Raw genomic sequence first — 20,120 nt, forward strand, 5'->3', positions numbered from 1 at the left:
CCAACGCGTCAGCGATTAAACCGATGTAGCGACAGCCGTCCGTCATCGCCGAGGCGGGCTTCGACATCGGCGTAGTGCGCGAGCGTAAGATGGGGCGTATCGGCAGCTGCCACATGGGCGCCGGTGATGACCGCGACCTCCGCCCCCGCGGCCCTTCCTGCAAGAATGCCGGCAGGAGCGTCCTCGAAGACGAGACAGTCCTCCGCGCTGACGCCGAGCCTTCCAGCGGCAAGAAGGTAGCCTTGCGGGTCTGGCTTGCCGGCCGATACGTCCTCACCGGTTATCATCAGCTGCGGCATCGGTATTCCCGCAGCGGCTAGGCGACGAACGGCGAGTTCGAGCGGCGCCGAGGTGACGATCGCCCATTTCTCTGGTGGCAGGGTGTTCAGAAAAGCGACGGCGCCCGGAATTTCGACGATGCCTTCGACGTCCGCAATTTCCGCTGCAGCCAGTTCGCGCGCTTCATGTTCCGCATCGACGGCGAGGCCCAGCTTGCGGATGGTGTCGACGGCCCGTACGCCATGCACTGACTTCATCAGGATGTCGCGATCAACACCGTTGCGAACGGCCCAGGCTCCCCAGACCCGTTCGACGACGGCCATCGAATTGAGCAACGTTCCATCCATGTCGAACAAAAGGGCGGAAAATCTTTTCGTGAAAAGCGATGAATTCAAATGATCCAAGCCTGTCCCCTTAAGTTGATTGGGTTGCCCCTTGCGGCTCCCTGCAGCAGGCGCACAAGTATCGCCTTGCGCACTGCAGCACAATCCTTGTTCACGGATATGGCCGCCTTGTTCACGCGGATATGACCGGCGTAATGACCTAGCCGTCCACGCTCTCGGCCACGAGAAAGCCGATCGGCCCGCCCGCCTGGTCGTCGTCGAAGACGGCGCAGGAAAGCACGCCGCCGAAGACGGCTCCGGAATCGACATTGGTCCGATTGCCGACGGTCCTGGGGTTGCTTCGGCTCGGCGTATGGCCGTGGCACAGATGCTTGCCCCAGTATCCGCCGGAATGGTTCGGCGGCGTTCTGATCCAAAGCAGGATGTCGTCCCCCTGCTGGTCCAGCGGCATAGTCTCGTCGACCCCCGCATGCACGAAGATTCGATAATGATCGACGATGATCGACGGCCTCTCCGCCATCCAGACAAGATGGCTCAAGGGTATTGCTCCGCCATAGGATGCCATGGTCTCGTCGCCGCCGTTCATGAGCCAAGTGCTCATCTCGGCATGGCCTCTTCGGGCGGCCAGCAGCATTTCTTCATGATTGCCCTTGAGCGTCAGCCATTCCCAACCGGGCTTGGTCGGCCCCGCCATTATCCGCTCGACCACACCGCGGCTCTCCGGCCCCCGGTCGATCAGATCGCCAAGGAATATGATCCTGCCGCTCGGCACGGCGGATTCGATACTTGCCAGCAAGGCTTCGAGCTGTGCCAGGCATCCGTGAATGTCACCGACCGCGAAGGTAAGACGTCGGGCATTCATGCATTGGATCTCCTGCACTCGTCCAGGGCGGCGTTCTCCGCTGGATGAGAAGCGACCGTCGCTGGTGATGGGGCTGCCAATGTGGTGGCGCCGATTGTGGGGCACAAGCTTTAGCGCATATTTTTCCCGAAGAGAATCCAAATTCCGGAAAAAATGCACGGAACTCAAAGTGTTACCGCAGCCTTCGCAAGTCGCCTGAGGCCGTCAACCGTGCGAGGAGCCCTTCGGGATAGCCGAACTGACGATGGACACGGGGTCACTTGCAGGAAACGTGTCTTCGAGTCCCTCCTCCAGTTGCTCTTCCATGGCGCGCTGATCATGTGTCTGGCGCGCATTGGCAAGCGCACCTTCCGGGACTGAGGGAGATCGTCTCGTCCCGGTGATACCGGGAAGAGCCTCGTCCGCCTCGATGGCCGCGGCGAGAATCTGTTTTGCCCGTGCGACGACATTAAGTCGATTGAGGGTGCCTTCGGCATTCTGCGGGCAGGAAACCGACACGATCTCTCCGGTGGCGCCTACGAATTCGACCGTGAACCCCGTCTTGCCGCCGCGCTCCGCATAGACCTGAATTCCGACGAACTGCATCGATTCCTCCTTCCGCGCAGATGCCGCGAAGGTCGCGATGAAACTGAATCACGCGCCGGCGGCCAGTTACAAACGCTCGGGTGGCGTCTTTGTTGGCTGAGTCTAACAGATTTGCAGTCCCGCCAACAGCTTCGCGCGGGGAGTGATGGTCACCGTTGGTGCGTCAGAGTACGCCGGAAGCCGGATCAACGATCGATTGGCTGTCCACGGCGTGGAATCCAGGCGCAGCTTTTCCGGCGTCGGGGCGCGTGCACGAGGCGAACGCGTCGAGCGTGCGGTTGTAGACCTTGGTCTCAACGTCCATCATCCCGAGTACCGTGTGGAACAGATTGTCGTGCGATCTCGGTTGGTCGCTCTCCTTGGCGAGGCAGCCAGTATCGACCCCCATCGCGGCCTGATACGGTTTGGAGAACCAGGCGATGAAGGGTACCTGGGTCTGTTCCTTCGGCGCGATGGCATAGGGCGCGCCGTGCAGATAGATGCCATTTTCGCCGAGCGACTCGCCGTGATCGGACATGTAGATCATCGCACCGGCAAGCCGATCCTGATACTTTTCCAAGAGCTTCGCGACGCTTGCGAGCACGTGATCGGTATAAAGGATGCTGTTGTCATAGGCGTTGACGATCTCCGCTTTGGAGCAGCGCATCAGCTCCGCCGTGCGGCAGTCGGGCGTAAAGCGGCGGAACGCCTCGGGATAACGCCGATAATAAGACGGCCCATGGCTGCCGAGCTGGTGCAGGACGATCACGCTGTTTTTCGTCGTGGCGCCGAGCTTGCGATCCAGTTCCCCGAGGAAGATTTCATCGAGGCATTCGCCCTTGCTGCAGAGCGGGCTGTTCTTCTGGTTCGTCATGCTGGCAAAGCTGATGAGGTCGGCAATGCCTTTGCTGCCTGTGTTGTTGTCCCACCAGCTTACGGAAACACCGGCGTGGGTCAGGACGTTGACGAGGTTCTCGGTCGAGCGCGCCTTCCAGTCGCTGTATTCGTTACGCGGGTAGACGGAAAACATGCAAGGCAGCGAGACCGCCGTCGCCGTGCCGCAACTCGTCGTCTTGGCGTAGCTGACGACACCGAGCGCCTTCAGTTCCGGATTGGTCTCGCGGCCGTAACCGTCGAGCGAAAAGTTCATCGCCCGCGCCGTCTCCCCGGCAACAACGACAACGACCACAGGCTTTGCGACTTGCGCAATACGGCTGCCTTGGTGTGCATCGGTGCCGAGTGGTTGAACGACAAGATTGCGCTCCCGATAGGTCGACAGGCCGTAGCGTGTCGCCGCGACAAGCGGCCCGGTGGGATTGAACCGCTTCATCAGATCCGTGTGCTCACGCAGCACGTAGGCAAATGTCGCGAAGTTGGAATAGACCAGCCCACCGGCGGCGAAGAGCGCGACAGTCACGAAAAGAAAATTAACGGCAAACTTTGGCAGGAAGCGACGATGGCGAACCTTGACCCACGCCACGATCAGCGAAGGAACGAGGGCATAGACCAGCAGGTGCTGCGCAAGACTGCCCGTCAGGAGATGGCTGGCCTCGGCCGGGGTCGTGACCACGGCGCTGCCGATCATGTCCCTGTCGATGATGATCCCGAATGCGTCGGCGAAATAGGACGCGGAAGCCGATACGAGGATGAAGAAAATGAGCGCGGGCTTCATCAGGTATTTGACTGACATCGGGATCAGTATGGAAAACAGCGCCAGGTAGAGCGCCGCACCGAAGACCAGCAAGCTCAGTTTCGAAGTACCGAAATAACGCGTCGCATGGGTCCAGAAGGAATTGTTGGTCGCCAGAAGCAAATAAGCGGCGGCGATGGCGCTCAAGGCTACGCTGCCGATCTCGGGCCGGCGGATTCTTGAAAAGGTCAAAACACTTGTCTCCAAAACGGCGAACAGCCCCACAGGCGCCCCGCAAGTGCGCACCAGCTGTCGTTGGCGGCGTGCAGCCGAATCGCCGCCACGTCTCAAGTCCACCGGCAGTACTGCGGGCAAGCTGTCGAAGTCCTGTCGGGAGAGTGCGGTGTGAGCGGCGGGGAGCGCGGAGCGCGCATTTTGCGGCACAGACAGTTGTTAGACAGCAAGCCAAGGGCACGGTCGCCGCCACCACTGCTGGTTTGCCAACGGATGGAGCTGTTTATGAGAACGATTCTTGTCTGCGCCCTCGCGGCCACTGCCCTTCCCGTCTTCGCGCTGGCGGACGACGACAGCGCGTCCTGCACCACGAAGCCGCAATCCGCCTGGATGAAACCTGAGGCCGCCGCCTCCAAGATTGAGGAAGCAGGCTATTCCGATGTGCGCAACATCAAGGTGGCCGGCTCCTGCTACGAAATATATGCCTTCACGGCAAAGCATCAGCGTGCCGAGGTTTACATGAATCCCGTAACTGCCGAGATCGTCAAAGCCGAGGTAGACGATTGACTTCGCCGGCCGAAAGTCGGGAGGTGGCGGCCTCCCGCGCCGGCGAAGTTCTCGTCTTGGATCCGGTCGTGCGGCTTTTCCACTGGGGCATCGTTCTGTGCTGCACCCTCAATCTCTTCCTGCTGGAGCCGGGAAAAGCGGTACATCGTTACATCGGCTATGCAGCACTGGCATTGCTCGCCGTTCGTTTCGTCTGGGGCTTCATCGGCACCAGACATGCGCGCTTCGCAGACTTCGTTCGCGCACCTGCGGCGGTTCTCCGGTATGGGCGCGCCGTTGCCACCGGCACAGCCGAACGACACATCGGCCACAACCCTGCCGCCGGCTGGATGATGGTGTTGCTAATGGTCTTGCTGGCGGTCGTCATCGTGTCCGGATGGCTGACGACGCTCGATGCTTTCTGGGGTAACGATACGCTCGAAGAGGCACATGAACTCGTCGCGAATTTCATCATGGTCCTTGCCGGTGTGCATGCCGCCGCAGCCATCTTCGAAAGTTGGCACCTCAAGCAAAACCTCATATGGTCGATGGTGACCGGTCGTAAGAAGGCTTGATCCAGGAAACCATATGCGCCTCCTGCTCGTGGAAGACAGTCCCCGCCTCATCGAGCTCGTGGGCGAGACGATGCGTGACGCCGGCTGGCGACTTGATGCGGTTTCGACACTTCACGAGGCCGAGGCGGCGATCGCCGCACGGGAGCACGATCTCGTGCTCCTCGACCTCGGTCTGCCGGACGGCGACGGTCTCGATCTGCTGAAGTGGATCCGGCATGAACATCCCGGGCTCCCGGTGTTGATCATAACCGCCCGCGGATCGGTCGATGAACGCATCATGGGCCTCGACGCCGGCGCCGACGATTATCTCGTCAAACCCTTCCATCACCGCGAACTGCTCTCGCGCTGCCGGGCCATGCTGAGGCGCAATCCCCATGCGATACAGCCGATATTGGAGGCCGGTGCCTTGCGCTACGATCCGGCGACGGCCGATCTTACCTGTGACGGCGCCGTCGTGCCGCTGCCTCCGCGCGAGCGCTCGCTGATCGAGATCCTGATGCGCGAGGTGGGCCGCGTCGTTCCGAAGCGCCGGCTTGAGACGGCGCTTTCGGAGTACGGGCAGGAGATCAGTTCCAACGCGCTGGAACTTGCCGTTTCCAGGGTGCGCAAACGACTGCAGTCGCTCGAAACGGGCGTGCAGATCGAAACTGTGCGCGGAATTGGCTACCTTCTCAGGACGGGTTTATGAAAAGAAGAAATCCGTCGCTGATCGGCATCGTCGCACGCCGCATCATCGCGTTCTCGCTGCTCGCGATGGCGCTGCAGATCGGCGTGGTCTTCGCCGACTATTGGTTCGATGATGACAAGCTCAGCGTGCTCATGCTGCAGCAGGAGACCGAGATCCTATCAAGGGGGATCGTGAACCGGGACGGCGTCCTGACCTACAAGCCGGACCATGAATTGCGCGAGCGTTATCTGGAAAGCCACAGCGGAGATGGCGCGATCTATGTCCGGGTGCGCACAGCCTCCGGCTCGGTGCTCTTTTCCAATTGCACGACGGAGTGCGCCGCGCATTTTCTACCATTGAGCGTCAACGCCCCGAATTTCTGGAAGCGGTTGATCGAGCCGGGCAAGCCCTTCAGCGTCGCCGGAGGCCAGTCCTTCGAACAGGGAGGCGTGCCGGTTGTTGTCGAGCTGGCGATCCTCAACGACCCCAACGGCTTCATGTTCAGCGCCCTGCTTCATGAAATGTTCGATTCGATGATCGTACCGATGACGCTGATGTTCTGCCTGGTCATCTGCGCAACCATCTGGTCGATACGCAGCGCTCTGCGCCCCGTGGCCGTGGCCGTCAGGGCGGCTGATGCGATCGACCCGCGCGACAGCGGCGCGCGCCTGCCGGCGGCCCGCATGCCGCAGGAAATCGAACGCCTTGTCAGCGCCGTCAATCGGCTGCTCACCCGTGTTGCCGATCTGATCCAGTCGCAAAAGGTATTCTCGTCCTCGATCGCCCACGAGATACGCACACCCGTCTCGATCGCCAAGATGGAACTGAGCCGCATCGCCGACCCGCGTGCACGCAATGCCGAGCGCGATCTCGATGCGCTCACGCATATCCTCGAGCAATTGACGTCGCTCGCACGTGCCGACGCCGTCGACCCCTCCGCCTATCAGCGTGCGAATCTCTCCCTGATCGGAGCCGAGGTCACGGAGATGACGGCGCCATTCGTGTTCGATCAGGACAAGTCGATCGAGTTCGTCGACCACGGCACGACGCCGGTCACCGTCATCCCCGCACTCGTCGAAAACATGCTGCGCAACCTGATCGAGAACGCCGTAAAGCATAATCCGCCGGGCACCCGCATCGTAGTGACCTGCGGCCCCGGGCCTCTGGTCTCGGTCGAGGACAACGGCAAGGGACTGGTCGATTTGCCGGAGCATCACGAGGATCTCGGCTACGTCAAGCGCTCGGGCCAGATCGGTCTCGGCTTGAAGATCGTTCACCGGATCAGCGAGTTGCACCAGGCAAAGATCGCGATCGACACCGCGCCCGACCAGGGAACGAAGGTGACGATCGATTTCGCTGCCGCAGCATAAGCTCCGTTTGGTGAACTGACTCGGCCACGGATATTTCCTAGGCACGATGCATATTTTTAATCCGCTGATTTTTGCAAATGGGAATTTCGCGCTCAATACACGATCAAGTGCTACGCTCGAATTCATTCGATTGACTTAATCGCTTGAATGGGGTAATTTAAGCATATGATGAAAGACAGCACCCCTTCTTCGCAACCTCGAGTGGACCGCGGCGACGCCACGCGGGAGAAGCTCCTCAACGCCTCCATCGACGTTTTCGGACGCTATGGTTTCGATGGCGCGACGACCCGCATGCTCGCCGACAAGGCGCGCGTCAACCTACAGGCGATCCCCTATTATTTTGGCGGCAAGGAAGGCCTCTACATCGCCGCCGCCGAGCACCTCGCCTCGATCATTGGCGGACATGTCGCCGATCTGAGGAGCGCCATTCTTACGCGCTTCGCAGAACTCGATGCAGATGGAAAGGAAATGGCGCCGGCGGAAGCACGCGCGTTTCTGACCCAGATGGTTCAGAGGATGATCGTGCTGTTCGTCAGCGAGCAATCGGAAAGCTGGGCGCGCTTCATCATTCGCGAGCAGATGGAGCCGACCGAGGCGTTTACACGCATCTACGGCAGCATCATGCGGCCGATGATCGAGATGGCGCGGCGGCTGATCGGCGTCATTCTCGCCGACGACCCCGCCTCGGAACGCATTCGCCTGAGGACGCTGTCCTTTGTTGGAAGCGTGCTCATCTTCCGGATGGCCCATGCTGCCGTCTATGCCCAGCTCGAATGGGAAACCGCCGGACCGGACGAGCTCGAAATCCTGCGCCAGCACGCGGCCGACCTCGTTGCCGCACTCGGCGCTGAAAGGGACTACACGTCATGAAGAAAATAGCTGTTCCCGCTCTCCTTCTGGCCGCGGTTGCGGCCGGGGGCTGGTGGTTCGACCTGCCGGCACGGATCGGCTGGGCCGAGGACAATCGCCAGGCGGTGCTTTACGGCAATGTCGATATCCGACAGGTGTTGCTCGGCTTCCGCGTCAGCGGCCGCATCGCGGAGCTGCGCGTCGACGAGGGCGATGCCGTGAAAGCTGGCGATGTGATCGCCAGGCTTGATGCCGAGCCTTTCAAGCAGGCGGTCGACGCAGCCAACGCGGAGGTGGAGGCCTTGAGCGCCACGCTCACCAAGCTTAAGGCTGGTGCGCGGGCCACGGAAATCGCACAGGCGCGCGCCGTCCATGAAGAACGTGTCGCCGAGCTCGAAAACGCCAAACTCGCCTATGAGCGCGCTCGGCAATTGCGGCCGAACGGCACGATCTCCCAGGCAGAGCTTGACCAGGCGAGTGCCGCGCGCGCCGCCGCGACCGCACGCGCAACCTCGGCGCGCGAGGCTCTGGCGCTGCTCGAAGAGGGTAGCCGTGTGGAGGACATAGCCACGGCGCAAGCACAGGTGAATGCGGCAACTGCGAAGCTTGCCAGTGCCCGGACGTCGCTCAAGGACACCGAGCTCGTCGCGCCAAGCGCCGGCGTCGTCCTCTCGCGCGTCCGCGAGACCGGTGCCATCGTTTCCCCGGCCGATAATGTCTATGTGCTCTCGCTGACCGAACCGGTCTGGGTCCGCGCCTATGTCGCAGAACCCGACCTCGGCCGCGTTCACCCCGGCATGAAAGTCAAGGTGACGTCGGATACCGCGCCTGACAGGGCCTATGATGCGACCGTCGGCTTCATCTCGCCCGTTGCGGAATTTACGCCGAAATCCGTCGAGACACCTGAACTCCGGACAGACCTCGTCTATCGGCTGAGGATCGTGGTCACCAATCCTGGCGCGGACCTGCGCCAGGGCATGCCGGTCACCATTCATCTGCCGGCGGCCGGAGAGGCAATGTCATGACGGCCGCTGCCCCCGATGTTACTACCTCCTCCGAACCCTTCGTCCGGTTGACAGGCGTCACCAAGCGGTTCGGCGCCCCGGCGCCTGCCCTCGACGCCATCGACGGTACGATCGCTGGCGGGCGGATCACCGGCCTCGTCGGCCCCGACGGCGCCGGCAAGACGACGCTGATCCGCCTGATGACCGGACTCATGCTGCCGGATGCGGGTACTGTCCAGGTGCTTGACTACGACACGCGCACGGATCCGGTGAGCATCCAGGCGGCAATCGGCTACATGCCGCAACGCTTCGGCCTCTACGAAGACCTTTCCGTCCAGGAAAATATCGACCTCTATGCCGACCTGCGAGGCCTGCCGCAAGCCGAGCGCGCTGCGACGTTCGGCGAACTGCTCGAATTTACCGATCTCAAACGCTTCACGACGCGCCTTGCCGGAAAGCTTTCCGGCGGCATGAAGCAGAAGCTCGGTCTTGCTTGCGCGCTGCTGCGCAAGCCGCGCCTGCTGCTGCTCGACGAGCCCGGCGTCGGCGTCGATCCGATTTCCCGGCGCGATCTCTGGAAGATGGTCGAAAACCTGACAACCGAAGGGGTTGGTGTCGTCTGGTCGACGGCCTATCTCGAAGAGGCGGAGGCCTGCGACCACGTCTTCCTGCTCAATCAGGGCAAACTGCTTTTCGCCGGCGCGCCGCAGGAAATGACAAGCCGCGTGGCGGAGCGCGTGTTTCGGGTGAGCGGCATAGAAGGTCGCCGCCGCGAGAAGCTGGCGCGCCTTCTCGACGACGAAGGCGTGGTCGATGGCGTCATTCAGGGCGAGGCGATCCGCCTCGTGATGAAAGCGGGTCTGGAGCCTCCGCCGCTTGCCGGCAACGGCGCCGCGACGGCATCGCGTGCCGACATAACGCCGCCGCGCTTCGAGGACGCCTTTGTCGACATGCTCGGCGGTGGCCCCGGTGGCCGCTCGCGGCTTGCGGAGACGCAGAGGACCTTTGCCGCAGACGAGGGCAAGGCGGTGATCGAGGCGCGCGGGCTGACGAAACGCTTCGGCGACTTCACCGCCGCCGACAACATTACCTTCGACATCCCGCGGGGCCAGATTTTCGGCCTCTTGGGTCCGAACGGCGCCGGCAAGTCGACCACATTCAAGATGCTGTGCGGGCTGCTGAAGCCGACCGCCGGCGAAGGCCGCGTCGCTGGCTTCGACCTCAGGCGCGATGCTGCAGAAGCACGCAACCGGCTCGGCTACATGGCGCAGAAATTCTCCCTCTATGGCGATCTCAGCGTCATCCAGAACCTTAATTTCTTTGCAGGCGTCTACGGGCTTTCCGGCGCGAAGCGACGCGAGCGCATCGAACTGATGACGCAGATCTTCGATTTTCGCCCGACCGAGGACATGTCGGCCAAGGACCTGCCGCTCGGCCTCAAGCAGCGCCTGGCGCTTGCCTGCGCCGTGCTGCACGAACCGGAGGTGCTCTTTCTCGACGAACCGACTTCGGGTGTCGATCCGATCACCCGGCGCGAGTTCTGGACACACATCAACGGCCTCGTGGAAAAGGGCGTGACCGTTCTCGTCACCACCCACTTCATGGACGAGGCGGAATATTGCGACCGCATCTCGCTCATTTATCGCGGCCGGTCGATCGCGCTCGGCTCCCCGGACGAGATGAAGGCGCGCGTCGCCAACAAGGACCTCCCGGACCCGACAATGGAAGACGCCTTCATCGCGCTCATCCAGGATTCGGAGGCGAAGGAAGCGGCATGAACGTGATCGGGAAGAGCAGCACTACTCAGGAGGGTGGCGGCAGGGCAAGACGCTTCACGGCCCTCGTGCGCAAGGAAAGCTATCAGATCGTGCGCGACCCGAGCAGCATCCTGATCGCCTTCGTACTGCCGCTGATCCTGCTCTTCCTCTTCGGCTACGGCGTTTCCCTCGACACGACGCGGACGCGGGTCGCACTGGTGGTCGAGGAAGCAACGCCATTGACGCGCGATCTCGCCGCAAGCTTTCAGGGGTCGCGCTATTTCGCGGTCGTCAACGGCCATGACCGCCGCGAATTCGAGGACGATCTCGTGCTCGGCCGGGTGCGCGGCATCCTGGTGATTCCGGCGGGCTTTGCGGCCGACCACGCCGCGGGACGCCATCCGGCGATCCAGGTCATCGTCGATGGCTCGGATCCGAACACGGCGAATTTCGTTCAGAACTACGCGCAGGGTACCGTCGCCAACTGGGAGCGTCAGCGTTTCAGCGAGGGCGTGGGGCGCTCGCCGGCGATTGCTGCCGAACAACGCTTCTGGTTCAATCCGGAACTGACAAGCCGCAATTTCCTTGTTCCCGGATCGATCGCCATCGTCATGACGCTCGTCGGCACGCTGCTAACTTCGCTGGTCGTCGCGCGGGAATGGGAGCGAGGCACGATGGAAGCGATGATGGCGACACCCGTCTCCGCCGCCGAGCTCCTTGCCGGCAAGCTCCTGCCCTATTTCATTCTCGGGCTCACCTCGATGACGCTCTGCGTGCTGCTCGCCGTCTTCCTGTTCGGCGTGCCTTTCCGCGGCTCGGTGGCGGCGCTCTACGCACTCTCCGCCACGTTCCTCATGCCGGCGCTCGGCCAGGGATTGCTGATCTCGGCGGCGACCAAGAACCAGTTCCTCGCCTCGCAGCTCGCGTTGATAACGGCATTCCTGCCGGCTTTCCTGCTTTCCGGCTTCCTCTTCGAGATCAATTCCATGCCGACAGTCATCCAGTGGATCACCTTCATCGTGCCGGCACGCTATCTGATCCCCAGCCTCCAGTCCGTCTTTTTGGCCGGGGATATCTGGCCGATGTTCGCACGCGCGATCGCAGTCATGCTTCTGATCGGCAGCGTCTTCTTCGCGCTTGCCGCACGCAGCACCAGAAAGAGGATCGGCTAAAATGTGGTGGACGCGGCTGAAGGCGCTGATCATCAAGGAGCTTCTGGCGGTGCTGCGCGACCCGAAGGGCCGCGCCATCCTCATCGGTCCGCCGATCATCCAGCTGCTCGTCTTTTCCTATGCGGCAACGTTGGAGGTGAAGAACGTCGACCTGATGGTGCTCGATCGCGATACGGGCCAATGGAGCCAGGAACTGGTCCAGCGGATCGGCGGCTCTCCGACCTTCCGAACGATCACCGGGGCGAGCAGCCCGGCTGAAATCCGGCTTGCCCTAGATACGCAGCGTGTGCTTGCCGCATTGGAAATCGGTCCGACCTTCTCCCGAGACATCGAAGCGGGACGGCCGGCCGAAGTGCAGGTGATCCTCGACGGGCGGCGTTCCAACGCCTCCCAGATCGTTTCCGGTTATTTGAGCCAGATCGTCGGCATACTGGCCTCGGAAACTCCCGCCGGAAAACGCGCGGCATCCCATGTGGTCCGGGTCGAGGCGCGCAACTGGTTCAATCCAAACCTCACCTACCAATGGTTCATGGTGCCTAACCTCGTGGCAAGCATTGCGCTCCTGATCGGGCTCATCGTTACCGCGCTGTCGGTTGCCCGCGAGCGTGAACTTGGCACCTTCGACCAACTCATCGTCTCGCCGTTGCGCACCCACGAAATCCTCATCGGCAAGCTGATACCGCCGATGATGATCGGGCTCTTCCATATCACGGTCTATATTCTCGCCGCCGTCTTCATCTTCGGCGTGCCGTTGCGCGGTTCGCTCATCCTGCTCTACGGCAGCGCGATTTTCTATCTCGCCTCCGTCGTCGGCCTTGGCCTTTTCATCTCGGCGCTGTCGATGACACAGCAGCAAGCGATTCTAGGAGCCTTCCTGTTCATGGTTCCAGCCATGCTCCTGTCGGGTTTCGCGACGCCGATCGAGAACATGCCGTCCTGGCTGCAGCCGATCACGCTCATCAATCCGCTGCGTTATTTCCTGGTGATCGTGAAGGGGGTATTCCTCAAGGACATTCCGCTTGCAGAGGTGGTGCACCAGACCCTGCCGCTCTGCCTGATCGCCGTCGTGACACTTTCCGCCGCCGCCTGGCTCTTCCGCAGCAGGCTGGAGTGACGCGGTCAGACGAGCCGAATCGGCCCCGGGTACTGTCCGACGATCTCATCCGCTGTCAGCAGTGTCACGCCCTCGACTATCGACTGGGCGACCAGAATGCGATCGAAGGGGTCCTTGTGGATTGGCGGGAGTTGATCGATTTCCACCGCATGGGCACTGCTGACAGGCAGTTCCTTATAGCCGTTGTCCAACAGGCCTCGGCGCAGCAGCCGAGGATTGGCCTCGAAATCGGCGCGCCCAAGGCTGCACTTGATGGCAATTTCGCAAAGGCTCGCCGCACTGAAAAAGAGCGCGTTCTCCTGATTCTCGATGAGCGCCCGGGCTTCTCGCGGCAACCGGTCGGGAGCGCCGGCTACCCAGAGGAGGATGTGCGTGTCGAGCAGTATGTTCATACGCCGGTGCCGAAAAGATTTTCAATCTCATCGCTGGCCATACGATCGAAATCGTCCGGCACCACGATCTCGCCGGTCATAAAGCCGATCCGCTGCCTTTCGGTTTCGGAAGGCTGATCGAGGGCCACCACCTTCACCAAGGGCTTTCCCGCCTTGGCGATGATGAACGGCTCTCCCCTCGCCGCCTTTTCGACCAGCCGGGACAGATGGGTCTTGGCCTCGTGAATATTGACGGTTTCCACCGCAGCCTCTTGATTGAACTTAGTTTATCAGACTTAGTTCAATCAGGTGCGTTTTTCAAGCTTTCACGAACCGCTCGACCGCGGCAATCTCGTTCTGCCGGATATCATGGCCGCCGGGATGCCACTCCACGGTGACTGTCGCCTTTTGAGCCTTGAAGTAGTCGGCGAGCGACTGCGTCAGCGGTGCCGGGCAGATCGGATCGCGCTCTCCGGCAGTGATCAATATGCCTCGGCCTTCGAGCTTCGGGTTGTCTTTCGGCTTGAACGGGATCAGCGGGTGCATCAGGACAGCCTTGTCAAAGACGCCTTCTTCGATCAGCACGTTCGCAATGATATTCGCACCGTTGGAATAGCCGAGGCCGATGATTTCCGAGGCCTCATGCTCAGCTGCAAGCGTCCTGGCGAAGTTTGCCAGCTTTGTGGTGGCGCGCGCGAGATCCGCCATGTCGTAGACGCCCTCGCCGGTGCGCCTGAAGAAGCGGGCCGCGCCGTGTTCCGAAACGTCGCCGCGCGGCGACACGATCGTCGCCTCCGGCAAAAGTTGCGAGCCGAAGCTGAAAAACTGGTTCTCGTCGCCTCCGGTGCCGTGAAGAACGAAAAGGATCGGGCTGCCGGGCTTGCCGGCTTTCAATTTATGCACATAGCCGTGGTCGACCATCGAAACTCTCCTTGGCAGGCGGCCTGCGCCTGCAGGCGGTGCCGTCACTGTTCGTCATATCAATGCCCAGCCCCTCCCCCGCGTGAGACGGAGGAGGAAATCTCGGCCGCAGAGATACCGGAAATTTATCCTTCCAGGTTCTGCAGGTGGCTTTCGAGGATCGGACGCAGGTGCTTGTGCTGCTGCGGCAGTTTCAGCGCCTCGCCGAGATGGGCAATCTCCTCGTCACGGTCAAAGCCGGGCTCGTTCGTGGCGATCTCGAAGAGCACACCACCCGGTGTCCGGAAATAGATCGCCCAGAAATAGTCACGATCGATGACCGGAGTGACATGATAGCCGGTGTCCATCAGCGCCTTGCGCACTTCCAACTGCTTTTCGCGATTGTCGACCGCGAAGGCGACATGGTGTACGGAGCCGGCGCCCTGCCCCGCGCGATTGACGTTGGGCAGCGTTTCGAGGTCGACGAGGCCCGCGCCATTGCCGCCCGGCACGATCAGCCGGGTAACGCCATCCTTGCGGTCGAACTCCTGATAGCCCATGAACTTGAGCAATTCGGAGGTGGCGCCCTCATCGCGCAGCCGCATGGCGACCGAATGGAAGCCACGGATCGCGTGGTCTGCGGAAATGCCGCCCTCGGTCCACGGGGCACGCGGATCGTCCTTCACTTCGACCAGAGCGAAGCCGTCGCCGTCCGGGCCGGCAAAGTTCAGCCGCTTCTCGCCGAAGGTTTCTTCGTCCTTGAGGCCGGTGACGCCGAGCTTGCCCAGGCGATCACGCCAGAAACCCAGCGAACCGACCGGGACGGCGAAGACGGTGGTTCCAACCTCTCCCGTGCCGGCACGGCCGCGCGGCATCTGCGGAAATGGGAAATAGGTCATCACGGTGCCAGGCGTGCCGGTCTCGTCACCATAGTAGAGGTGGTAGACGTCCGGTGAATCGAAGTTCACGGTCTTCTTGACGCGGCGCAAGCCGAGGGTGTTGGTGAAAAACTGGTTGTTGGTACGGGCGTCGTCCGCCATCGACGTGACGTGATGCAGGCCTTTGATCTGGTCGAGCATTGTCCGGTTCCTTTCTGCCCGTCTCAAGCCGGGCTCGTTGATGGCGTATAGATGCGCTCTTCCCTTGCTTTGCGAAAGGCTGGCGCAGCCAAACGCATTGTCAACGCAACGTTGACACCTTGAGCCTCTCGTTAAGAAAAATCGACTGCTATGAGCGGCTTGTCACCGGTTGAGCGGATCCCTACCATCGATTAAATCGGTCATCCAAGGGGAACGCATGGGGGGAGGAGCCGGGCATTCCGTGAAATATCGTCTTGCGCTTGTGCTCTGCCTGCTGCCGCTCATCGCCGTGCCTGTTGCCTGGCAGGGCAATCTCGTCGCTACGCGCCGTTATATGCAGGAGGCCTCCGCGCAGGCGACCACGACGCTGAGGCTTGCCGTCTCCGCCTTGAGCGGCCACCTCAATCGCTACCAGGTGCTTCCGGCCCTGATCGCCGATCACGATGACGTCAAGGAACTCGCCACGCGGCCGCAGGACCGGCGCCTCCGCGAGACCGTCAACACCTACCTGAAGGAAATCAACGCACTCCTCAGGTCCTCGGACATCTATGTCATCACTCCGGATGGCGACACAATCGCGGCAAGCAACTACGACGGCCCCGCTAGCTTCGTCGGTGAGAACTTCAGCTATCGTCCCTATTTTCAGGATGCCTTGAAGGGCATGCAGTCCCGCTTCTATGCGCTCGGCACGACGTCGCTCAAGCGCGGCTATTATTTCGGCTCGCCGATCCGCGTCGGCGATGAAATTCGCGGCGTCATTGTCTTCAAGGTCGACATCGAAACGATCGAAGCCTCCTGGCAGGGAGGCGAGTACAAGCTGTTCGTCTCCGATCCCGAAGGCATCATCTTCATGAGCGGCAGTCCGGAATGGCTCTATGCGAGCATCCTGCCGTTGACGCCTGACCGTCTCTCTCGCACCGAGACTTCGCGCCGCTATGCAAATGCGGTTCTCCGTCCGCTGCCGGTGTCGCGCAGCACGCTCTTCGATCACCAATTGATGCGGATTGCGACCGGTGACGCGAACCGCGAATACCTCGTTCTTTCGCAATATATGCCCGAGGCCGATTGGACGGTGAACGTCCTGATCGACACGGCGTCGGTCAAGACACAGGCGCTGACCGCGGTGGCGGCCGCGATGCTGCTTTGCGGGCTTGCCGGCCTTGCAGTTGCCGTGCTCTGGCAGCGTCGCGCGCGTCTCCGGGAGCGCCTGTTGATGCAGGCGCAAGCCCAGAGCGAGCTTGAGCACCGGGTCGAAGAACGCACTGCGGACCTCGCGCGCGTCAATGCCCAGATCGAGGAGGAGATCGCCGAGCGGAGGCTCACGGAGCAGCAATTGCGCCAGACCCAGGCCGATCTCATCCAGGCTGGCAAGCTCGCCGGACTCGGCCAGATGTCGGCAGCACTCTCGCATGAATTCAACCAGCCGCTTGCCGCTGCCAAGACCTATGCGGACAGTGCAGCTCTCCTGATCGAGCGGGGGCGTACCACCGAGGCGAGCGACAATGTCAGGCGCATTTCCGGCCTGATCGACCGCATGGCGTCCATCAGCCGGCATCTGCGCAATTTTGCACGCAAGCCCAATGAGAAGCTTGGCCCTGTGCCTCTCGACGAGGTCATGCGCGACACGATGGAAATCGTTGCCGCCCGGATCAAGGCAGCCAACGCCGCTGTCAACATCGATCTCGGCGAGGCGCCACTTGTTGTCCGGGCGGGTTCCGTCCGGCTTCAGCAGGTTCTCGTCAACGTCATCTCCAACGCCGTCGACGCGGTCGAGGGCCTCGATGATCGCGCGATATCCGTCAACGCCTGGCGCGAAGGCGACAAGGTGGTTCTCACGGTCCGCGACCGCGGGCTCGGTGTGGCATCCGCCATCGCCGAACGCATTTTCGACCCGTTCTTCAGCACCAAGGGTGTGGGCAAGGGACTGGGCCTCGGACTTTCGATCTCCTACAACATCATCAAGGATTTCGGCGGCAACCTGACCGTTTCGAACCACCCTGAAGGAGGTGCCGTGTTTCGCATCGACCTTGCGACAAGCCGGAACGAGCGTGAGGCCGCCGAATGAGCGAAAGCCGTGTCCTGCTCGTCGACGACGAAGAGGAGCTTCGCCATTCGAGTGCACAGGCGCTCGAGCTTGCGGGATTTCGCGTCGACACATTCGCCAGCGCCGAACACGCGCTCGAGTTCATCGGCTTCAGCTTTTCCGGCGTGGTGATCAGCGACATTCGCATGCCGGGTATGGACGGCATGACCTTCCTTCAGCGTATTCGCGAAATCGACGCCGAGGTCCCGGTGATCCTGGTGACCGGTCACGGCGACGTCCAGCTCGCCGTTCGAGCAATGCGCGAAGGTGCTTACGATTTCGTCGAAAAACCCTTCATGGCGCAAACGCTCGCGGGCACCATTCGCCGCGCGCTCGAGTGGCGCGGCCTCGTGCTTGAAAACCGCCGCCTGAGAGCGGTTGCAGGAAAGCGCGACGACATCGAGCAGCGGCTGCCGGGGCGAAGCCAGGCGATGGTCGACCTGCGTTACAAGGTTCGCGCCATCGGCGCGTCCGACGCCGATACGTTGATCATTGGCGAGACCGGGGTCGGCAAGGAAGTCGTGGCGCGCGCACTCCATGACTTGAGCAGCCGCGCCAACAGCCCCTTTATCGCCATCAATTGCGCCGCTCTTCCGCAGACGCTGATCGAGAGTGAACTTTTCGGCCACGAGGCCGGCGCCTTTCCGGGCGCGTTGCGGCCGCGCTATGGCAAGTTCGAGCACGGGCGCGGCGGCACCATCCTGCTCGACGAGATCGGCTCCTTGCCATTCGACCTCCAGGCGAAATTCCTGCGCGTGCTGCAGGAGCGGGTCATAACCCGGCTCGGCTCCAATGAAATCGTGCCGCTGGACGTCCGCTTCGTCGCCACCAGCAAGGTCGATCTGGAGCCCGAGGTTGCCGCCGGTCGCTTTCGCGCGGATCTGCTCTATCGCTTGAACGTCGCGACGCTGCGTGTACCGCCGCTTGCACAACGCCGTTCCGACATTCCGCTGCTTTTCATGCAGCTCGTGCGCGAATCCGCCGCGCGCTACGGCCGCGATGATGTCGAGATCTCTCCTGCTCTGGCGTCGGAAATCGCGGAACGCGACTGGCCTGGCAACGTTCGCGAGCTGCGCAATGCGGCCGAACGGTTCGTGCTCGGGCTCGAAGCGGAACAGGACGACGCCACGTCCTCGCGGCCGAACGGCGCGCGCCTCGCCGACAAGGTTGCCGCGTTCGAAAAGAGCCTTATCGCCGGCGCACTTGCGGCCCACGGCGGAGCGTTGAAGCCCGTTTACGAGTCTCTCGGGATCTCGCGCAAGACGCTCTATGAGAAGATGCAGAAGTTCGGCCTCGACAAAAGGCTTCTGGCGGCGGAGGCACAACGCGACGACGACGCGTGATGGCCTCACAAGTTGGAACGGGATGCGGGTGCTGGACCGGTTCGCATTTCGTCGCCGCGTTCAAGTGAATCCACGACTTCGACAGGTGTCTTCATGATGATTTCGCGATGCGGGAACGGGATTGAAATACCGGCCGCCTTGAACGCATCCCACAATGCCATGAGGACCTCGCCACGGACGTTGGTCAGCCCGTTGCTCGGATCGGAAATCCAGAACCTCAGTTTGAAATCGAGCGACGATGACCCGAAGGCTGTCATCCAGCAGACCGGTTGGGCATAGACACTGGAAACCCGCGGAATGCTTTTCGCGGCCTCGATCGCTATCCGAACAACCTCGTGCGGATCACTGTCATATGAGGTTCCGAAGCTAACCTCGATGCGGACATATTCACTGGAAAAGGACCAGTTCACGACCTGCTGGGAAATAAAATCCTCGTTTGGGATGAGATATTCCTTTCCATCTCTCGTGATGACGGAGACGAAGCGGGAGCGCAGGTCGCGGATCGCGCCGAAGGTTTCTCCAAGCGTAATCGTGTCGCCCGGTTTGATCGACTTGTCGAGAAGGATGATGATTCCGGATATGAAATTGGAGACCACTTTCTGCAGGCCGAAACCGATACCGACGCCGACAGCACCCGAGAAGACCGTGAGGGCCGTCAGGTCGATGCCTGTTGCAGATAGCGCGACGGCGCCCGCCAATCCGATCAAGGTGATCTTGATGAGCTTGCTGATGAGGACCTTAAGCGATGGCGTAAGATCCGCTGACTTCTGTATCCAATGGGACGACATGTTGCCCATCAGGACGGCCAGCCAGATCAACGCCGCAGAAAGAACGATGGCCTTCAAGACCAGCAACATCGAAAGACGGGCAGCACCGAGGTTGACGGCAATGTTATCGAGGGCCGTCAGGATCGTGCCATCCAGTCCAAGTGCGTAAAGTGCAAAATAGAGCCAACCGGCGACCGCAACGACCCGCGCGAGCATTTGGTTTCTGATTATGCGCGTGAGCACCGCGATCACAAACCACGCCGCCACGAGCGTAAGGGCTGTGGCCACCAGCCACCGATACGACGGCCATCCGAATCGCGACAGCACCACATCCGCGATCCAGAGCCACACGATCAAGAAAAGCCATCGCAGCCGCCGCATGAAGGCGATGATGACGCGGAGCAGATCGGGATTTCCCTTGATGGTGCGCGCGCGGGTCTCCAGTGCCGGCTCTATCCGTTTTGCCAGGAAACCGCAAAACAGGTAACCGGTCGCAATCACGACAGACTGATAGACCGTCCATTCGTTCAGAAGGGCAGTCTGCAGCCAAGATCCGGCAGCGTTGACCGCTTCTACGAAATCCATCGCCTTTCTCGTCGAATCCGCTGGG

At 61.6% G+C, this 20,120-nt stretch carries 20 protein-coding genes; 11 read left to right on the plus strand and 9 right to left on the minus strand.

All coding sequences use genetic code 11. From position 1 onward, the window contains the following. Positions 1 to 8: 8 nt before the first annotated feature. The 4 genes from QN222_RS04905 to QN222_RS04920 form a co-directional block, all read right to left on the minus strand. Positions 9 to 683 (minus strand): HAD family hydrolase, encoded by a 675-nt coding sequence (locus QN222_RS04905; RefSeq protein ID WP_283964768.1) that lies wholly within the window; start codon positions 681 to 683, stop codon positions 9 to 11. 139 nt (positions 684 to 822) lie between these two features. Then, positions 823 to 1,485 carry a metallophosphoesterase family protein gene (locus tag QN222_RS04910; protein WP_283964769.1) on the minus strand — a complete coding sequence of 221 codons (663 nt, stop codon included), beginning with the start codon at positions 1,483 to 1,485 and terminating at the stop codon, positions 823 to 825. Between the two features lie 204 nt (positions 1,486 to 1,689). Then, complete coding sequence (locus QN222_RS04915; RefSeq protein ID WP_283964770.1) at positions 1,690 to 2,070, minus strand: hypothetical protein; 381 nt, start codon at positions 2,068 to 2,070, stop codon at positions 1,690 to 1,692. A gap of 163 nt (positions 2,071 to 2,233) precedes the next feature. After that, positions 2,234 to 3,931 carry a phosphoethanolamine--lipid A transferase gene (locus QN222_RS04920; protein WP_283964771.1) on the minus strand — a complete coding sequence of 566 codons (1,698 nt, stop codon included), beginning with the start codon at positions 3,929 to 3,931 and terminating at the stop codon, positions 2,234 to 2,236. A 267-nt stretch (positions 3,932 to 4,198) separates the two neighbouring features. On the opposite strand from QN222_RS04920, the gene QN222_RS04925 reads away from it, so the two are divergent. The 9 genes from QN222_RS04925 to QN222_RS04965 all read left to right on the plus strand — a co-directional run bounded on the left by QN222_RS04925 (position 4,199) and on the right by QN222_RS04965 (position 12,967). After that, positions 4,199 to 4,480, plus strand: a complete 282-nt coding sequence (locus QN222_RS04925) for a PepSY domain-containing protein (RefSeq protein WP_283964772.1) — start codon at positions 4,199 to 4,201, stop codon at positions 4,478 to 4,480. A gap of 23 nt (positions 4,481 to 4,503) precedes the next feature. After that, the gene (locus QN222_RS04930; RefSeq protein ID WP_283964773.1) at positions 4,504 to 5,034 is read left to right on the plus strand and encodes a cytochrome b/b6 domain-containing protein; all 531 of its coding nucleotides are present in this window, start codon (positions 4,504 to 4,506) and stop codon (positions 5,032 to 5,034) included. Positions 5,035 to 5,047: 13 nt separating this feature from the next. Next, positions 5,048 to 5,722 (plus strand): response regulator transcription factor, encoded by a 675-nt coding sequence (locus tag QN222_RS04935; RefSeq protein WP_283964774.1) that lies wholly within the window; start codon positions 5,048 to 5,050, stop codon positions 5,720 to 5,722. Continuing rightward, a complete protein-coding gene (locus tag QN222_RS04940; RefSeq protein ID WP_284005277.1) occupies positions 5,719 to 7,071 on the plus strand; it encodes a HAMP domain-containing sensor histidine kinase in 1,353 nt (450 codons plus the stop codon). The genes QN222_RS04935 and QN222_RS04940 overlap by 4 nt, the downstream gene beginning before the upstream one ends. Positions 7,072 to 7,236: 165 nt before the next feature. After that, entirely contained in the window at positions 7,237 to 7,941 is a 705-nt protein-coding gene (locus tag QN222_RS04945) for a CerR family C-terminal domain-containing protein (protein WP_283965529.1), read from the plus strand. Continuing rightward, the gene (hlyD, locus tag QN222_RS04950; protein WP_283965528.1) at positions 7,938 to 8,945 is read left to right on the plus strand and encodes a secretion protein HlyD; all 1,008 of its coding nucleotides are present in this window, start codon (positions 7,938 to 7,940) and stop codon (positions 8,943 to 8,945) included. The genes QN222_RS04945 and hlyD overlap by 4 nt, the downstream gene beginning before the upstream one ends. After that, positions 8,942 to 10,702, plus strand: a complete 1,761-nt coding sequence (locus QN222_RS04955; protein WP_283965527.1) for an ATP-binding cassette domain-containing protein — start codon at positions 8,942 to 8,944, stop codon at positions 10,700 to 10,702. Before hlyD ends, QN222_RS04955 begins: the two co-directional genes overlap by 4 nt. Then, complete coding sequence (locus QN222_RS04960) at positions 10,699 to 11,853, plus strand: ABC transporter permease (protein WP_283965526.1); 1,155 nt, start codon at positions 10,699 to 10,701, stop codon at positions 11,851 to 11,853. The genes QN222_RS04955 and QN222_RS04960 overlap by 4 nt, the downstream gene beginning before the upstream one ends. 1 nt (position 11,854) lies before the next feature. Beyond that, positions 11,855 to 12,967, plus strand: a complete 1,113-nt coding sequence (locus QN222_RS04965) for an ABC transporter permease (RefSeq protein ID WP_283965525.1) — start codon at positions 11,855 to 11,857, stop codon at positions 12,965 to 12,967. 5 nt (positions 12,968 to 12,972) lie between these two features. On the opposite strand, the gene QN222_RS04970 is transcribed toward QN222_RS04965, so the two are convergent. The 4 genes from QN222_RS04970 to QN222_RS04985 all read right to left on the minus strand — a co-directional run bounded on the left by QN222_RS04970 (position 12,973) and on the right by QN222_RS04985 (position 15,317). Next, positions 12,973 to 13,359: a type II toxin-antitoxin system VapC family toxin gene (locus QN222_RS04970; protein ID WP_283965524.1), complete on the minus strand. Its 387-nt coding sequence runs from the start codon at positions 13,357 to 13,359 to the stop codon at positions 12,973 to 12,975. Then, positions 13,356 to 13,601 (minus strand): type II toxin-antitoxin system prevent-host-death family antitoxin, encoded by a 246-nt coding sequence (locus QN222_RS04975; protein ID WP_283965523.1) that lies wholly within the window; start codon positions 13,599 to 13,601, stop codon positions 13,356 to 13,358. The genes QN222_RS04970 and QN222_RS04975 overlap by 4 nt, the downstream gene beginning before the upstream one ends. Positions 13,602 to 13,656: 55 nt before the next feature. Next, positions 13,657 to 14,259, minus strand: a complete 603-nt coding sequence (locus QN222_RS04980) for an alpha/beta hydrolase (protein WP_283965522.1) — start codon at positions 14,257 to 14,259, stop codon at positions 13,657 to 13,659. A 125-nt stretch (positions 14,260 to 14,384) separates the two neighbouring features. After that, a complete protein-coding gene (locus QN222_RS04985; RefSeq protein ID WP_283965521.1) occupies positions 14,385 to 15,317 on the minus strand; it encodes a VOC family protein in 933 nt (310 codons plus the stop codon). Positions 15,318 to 15,558: 241 nt separating this feature from the next. Here QN222_RS04985 and QN222_RS04990 point away from each other — a divergent pair, with 241 nt between their 5' ends. Beyond that, complete coding sequence (locus tag QN222_RS04990) at positions 15,559 to 17,382, plus strand: sensor histidine kinase (protein WP_283965520.1); 1,824 nt, start codon at positions 15,559 to 15,561, stop codon at positions 17,380 to 17,382. Next, positions 17,379 to 18,743: a sigma-54 dependent transcriptional regulator gene (locus QN222_RS04995; RefSeq protein ID WP_284005278.1), complete on the plus strand. Its 1,365-nt coding sequence runs from the start codon at positions 17,379 to 17,381 to the stop codon at positions 18,741 to 18,743. The genes QN222_RS04990 and QN222_RS04995 overlap by 4 nt, the downstream gene beginning before the upstream one ends. A gap of 5 nt (positions 18,744 to 18,748) precedes the next feature. Here QN222_RS04995 and QN222_RS05000 read toward each other — a convergent pair whose 3' ends face one another. Continuing rightward, a complete protein-coding gene (locus tag QN222_RS05000) occupies positions 18,749 to 20,095 on the minus strand; it encodes a mechanosensitive ion channel family protein (protein ID WP_283965997.1) in 1,347 nt (448 codons plus the stop codon). Positions 20,096 to 20,120: the final 25 nt, after the last annotated feature.

The sequence above is a fragment of the Sinorhizobium sp. 6-70 genome, assembly GCF_030124375.1.
Lineage (GTDB): Bacteria > Pseudomonadota > Alphaproteobacteria > Rhizobiales > Rhizobiaceae > Sinorhizobium.

Excerpts from the sequence above, each read along its gene's own strand:
- QN222_RS04970 (WP_283965524.1), bottom strand. The coding sequence starts at position 13,359 with ATGAACATACTGCTCGACACGCACATCCTCCTCTGGGTAGCCGGCGCT.
- QN222_RS04945 (WP_283965529.1), top strand. The coding sequence starts at position 7,237 with ATGATGAAAGACAGCACCCCTTCTTCGCAACCTCGAGTGGACCGCGGC.
- QN222_RS04985 (WP_283965521.1), bottom strand. The coding sequence starts at position 15,317 with ATGCTCGACCAGATCAAAGGCCTGCATCACGTCACGTCGATGGCGGAC.
- hlyD (WP_283965528.1), top strand. The coding sequence starts at position 7,938 with ATGAAGAAAATAGCTGTTCCCGCTCTCCTTCTGGCCGCGGTTGCGGCC.
- QN222_RS04935 (WP_283964774.1), top strand. The coding sequence starts at position 5,048 with ATGCGCCTCCTGCTCGTGGAAGACAGTCCCCGCCTCATCGAGCTCGTG.
- QN222_RS04995 (WP_284005278.1), top strand. The coding sequence starts at position 17,379 with ATGAGCGAAAGCCGTGTCCTGCTCGTCGACGACGAAGAGGAGCTTCGC.
- QN222_RS04980 (WP_283965522.1), bottom strand. The coding sequence starts at position 14,259 with ATGGTCGACCACGGCTATGTGCATAAATTGAAAGCCGGCAAGCCCGGC.
- QN222_RS04915 (WP_283964770.1), bottom strand. The coding sequence starts at position 2,070 with ATGCAGTTCGTCGGAATTCAGGTCTATGCGGAGCGCGGCGGCAAGACG.
- QN222_RS04940 (WP_284005277.1), top strand. The coding sequence starts at position 5,719 with ATGAAAAGAAGAAATCCGTCGCTGATCGGCATCGTCGCACGCCGCATC.
- QN222_RS04960 (WP_283965526.1), top strand. The coding sequence starts at position 10,699 with ATGAACGTGATCGGGAAGAGCAGCACTACTCAGGAGGGTGGCGGCAGG.
- QN222_RS04925 (WP_283964772.1), top strand. The coding sequence starts at position 4,199 with ATGAGAACGATTCTTGTCTGCGCCCTCGCGGCCACTGCCCTTCCCGTC.
- QN222_RS04910 (WP_283964769.1), bottom strand. The coding sequence starts at position 1,485 with ATGAATGCCCGACGTCTTACCTTCGCGGTCGGTGACATTCACGGATGC.
- QN222_RS04965 (WP_283965525.1), top strand. The coding sequence starts at position 11,855 with ATGTGGTGGACGCGGCTGAAGGCGCTGATCATCAAGGAGCTTCTGGCG.
- QN222_RS05000 (WP_283965997.1), bottom strand. The coding sequence starts at position 20,095 with ATGGATTTCGTAGAAGCGGTCAACGCTGCCGGATCTTGGCTGCAGACT.
- QN222_RS04955 (WP_283965527.1), top strand. The coding sequence starts at position 8,942 with ATGACGGCCGCTGCCCCCGATGTTACTACCTCCTCCGAACCCTTCGTC.